At 44.1% G+C, this 3,011-nt stretch carries 4 protein-coding genes; all 4 read left to right on the plus strand.

What is annotated here, in order from left to right:
- A partial coding sequence (locus G461_RS26235) for a hypothetical protein (protein ID WP_035478518.1) occupies positions 1-615 on the plus strand: 615 nt, incomplete at its 5' end.
- Between the two features lie 352 nt (positions 616-967).
- Complete coding sequence (locus G461_RS0114445; RefSeq protein ID WP_026960555.1) at positions 968-1,264, plus strand: hypothetical protein; 297 nt, start codon at positions 968-970, stop codon at positions 1,262-1,264.
- A gap of 650 nt (positions 1,265-1,914) precedes the next feature.
- Positions 1,915-2,328: a hypothetical protein gene (locus tag G461_RS0114455; protein ID WP_157360329.1), complete on the plus strand. Its 414-nt coding sequence runs from the start codon at positions 1,915-1,917 to the stop codon at positions 2,326-2,328.
- Positions 2,329-2,375: 47 nt separating this feature from the next.
- A partial coding sequence (locus tag G461_RS24345) for an RHS repeat domain-containing protein (RefSeq protein WP_035480392.1) occupies positions 2,376-3,011 on the plus strand: 636 nt, incomplete at its 3' end.

Below are 3,011 nucleotides of genomic sequence, written 5' to 3' on the forward strand. Positions count from 1 at the left end.
AATGGTCTAGGCAAAGGCTGGGGGTTTGAAACCGCAGGCATTGATTTTGGGAATGTAGCGGTAGCGGCGCTGGCAGGCGGAGCATCCAGTCACTTTGCGGGCGGAACGTTCCGGGATGGGGCGCGTACTGGGGCATTGGCCAATTTATTTAACGAGCATAACTTAACCGAAAATATAACAGAAAAAATGGTCGCCCATATCGCTAGTAATCCACCCGATGGGCAGTGGCAAGAAGGAATGGACAATATGTTTAACCTTGAGGTTGGCCTTGGTATGTCAGGGAGTGCAGGCTATGTACTTTTTGGGCATTCTCATGAACTATCAGGAGTATGGAATACTCAGGGACAGTGGTGCTTAGTTAAGACCAGTTGCTTGAAAATAGGCCCAACGTTAGGTGCCGCAATAGGTCCATCTGGTTCTGTCAACCCACTTTCAGAGGCTATGGTTGTTGGTGAAACAAGTAAATCATTTGGATTTTTTGCTGATGCGGTCAAGGTTCTTGGGTTTAGTGGCTCGACTACTGGTATGTCTTACGCTAATGGGGGGGCGCGTTGGGGATACTTGATGGGGGCTGGTGTTCAAATGTGTACATCAGAAGCAGTTTATTGTATGTAATCAAATCGATAGAAATCAGAATGTTAAGCAAAATAAAATTCTTAGTACTGAAACATGAAGCCTGTTTGTTCGTTTTTTTTCCAATGGCTTTGTGTACAGTTTCATTTTCTTTGTTTTATTATGGCCTATTGGGCCGCTTTACTAATTTAGTAATGTCGGCAACGTTGTTTATAGGCTTATCTCTTCAAGCTATCTATCTCTACATGAAGTTGACAAGTGACTCTGATCGCTAGTGCTTTACATGTGAATAATAAGAGTTGAATCATCAGTGTGTTAGTGGTTCCGCAATAGGGGTTCGAGAGGTCTAAGCCATCATTATAGATAAACTGAAGAGCTTATTAAGGTGAGTTAAATGAAAAACATTAATAAAATCTTGTCATTTTGGCGCATTTTGTTATTGACTGGGATTTCACAGGTGGCTGCTATAGCCATTAATCCGTACGAAGGTCATTTTTATTCCCCAGAGGTTGACCTTTGGCACTCTGGCGCAGTTTATGGCTATTGGGGTTTTATTTTTGGATTGTTTTGGCATATTTATACTAATCATCATAAGTTAAAAGAAGAAATGTATATTTTGGCATTTTTGTTATCAGTAGCAACTGTTGTTTTTGTCATTGGGAAGTTCTTTCATGAGCAGTGGATCACATGACAGAGCGGGTTAAATCACTGATATCAGCTTTGCGCTTTAAGAAAACGTTACTTGCTACGATAGTACTTCTTATAACTATGGGATCTTTTCCAATCTACCGATATGTGTACCCCCATATCTATCGATTTGTAGAGCTCGAATGGCCTATCCCTTCTTACTATGTGGGGCCTAGGGAAGCAGATAATTCTGCTAGCAAAATCATATCGTTCAAATCTCCATTAGCAATAGCTCCTATTTACCATAGTGGCGCAGTGAGGTTTTATTTATCCCACAAAGGGTCATCAAATGAAGGTAGAGTTGAGGGGGATATCGTAGGTTGCTTTGGAACGTATCCCGCAATAATACCCGACCTTTCGAAAAATTCTGATTGGAGCATATTAGCTTTTCCTATCGATGAGTACCATTTCGTTATGTACACAGGTGATAGTGTTGAGTTAATACGGGAATTTCTAATAAGCTGTCCTATCGCAAATGGCCTATAGTAACACTCTTGGATTAGAAATATCTGCATGAGCAAGAATATGAGAGGCATGTGGTTTCTCGCCCTCATCGGGAAAAACTTGGGAGGATAGACCAGAACCATGGCCTGCAAACTAGTGGTGTTGTTGCTTTCTCTGTTGGTAATCGGTTGTGATAGAGCGCCAAGTAACATGTTATTACAAGCAAAGCTTGTCGTCTCAGAGTCTATAGAAAATGAGTACGACTGGGCATACATCTATTTCAAAGGACGAGCAGACGATAACGATGGTGAAGCACTGTTCTTTCTAGCGGCAATTGATATCAAAAAGTGCATCAGTCAAGACGAATGCGATTCTGACACAATCAGTTTGATAGAGAGAAACTTGGAGGCCTCACATATCAAAGGCTACCCTCTCTCATCCGCATTGTTAGAACACGCTTACAGGAGTGGATATCTATTTGGTGTTATAGATCCAACTAAAGCCGATGAGATAAAACGCTCGTTTGAGGAGAAGGTGGACGCTGGTGTGTTTGAGTACCCTATCGATACATATAGAAATACCAGCATTAAGCTATTGATAAGGGAGCCTAAAGCAACACCCTGAGAGGAGGTTTTGCCGCCTACACCGAGATCTACTCAGGAGTATATGAAATGCGCTATCACGAAGGGCTGGAAGGCTATCAGGCAGAGCAACGTAACTATCTGTATGTGGGAGGCCGCGCGATTGGTGTATCCATCAAGACAGAGCGCGTATCAGACAGTAGCGAACTGAGCCGGGAGTTGCACTACTTCCATCAGGATGCACTGAACTCGGTAAATCTTATCACTAACACTCTGGGACAAGTGATATCCGAAACCTGGTTCGACCCTTGCGGGAAGTGCGGGCGATCGACTGGTAGCAAAACCTCTCCGTTTCCCGCGGGGCTGCTATTCGGCAGTTTGACCAACCGCGGCTTTACCGGCCACGAGCACGTTGCTGAAGTGGGGCTTATTCATATGAATGCCCGGATATACGATCCCAACCTGGGGATATTCTTAAGCCCCGACCCCGCCATGCAATCTCCGGATGATGCCCTGAACCATAACCGCTATGCCTATGTGGTTAATAACCCATTGAAATACCACGACCCCAGCGGAAACATCTTCGGTCTAATCATCAGCATCGTCAGCGCAGTGATTACCGCGAATGTCTCACTAGGCGCTATCGGCAGCATGGCCCTGGGTTTTGGGATGGGCTTTATTGGTGGTCTGGTGATGGGAATGGATATACAATCCGCGTTTTTTGCG

The sequence above is a fragment of the Aliagarivorans marinus DSM 23064 genome (assembly GCF_000429485.1).
GTDB classification, from domain to species: Bacteria; Pseudomonadota; Gammaproteobacteria; order Enterobacterales; family Celerinatantimonadaceae; genus Aliagarivorans; species Aliagarivorans marinus.

Bases quoted from the DNA above. Each gene is read 5' to 3' on its own strand.
- G461_RS0114445 (WP_026960555.1), top strand. From the start codon at position 968: ATGAAAAACATTAATAAAATCTTGTCATTTTGGCGCATTTTGTTATTG.
- G461_RS0114455 (WP_157360329.1), top strand. From the start codon at position 1,915: ATGTTATTACAAGCAAAGCTTGTCGTCTCAGAGTCTATAGAAAATGAG.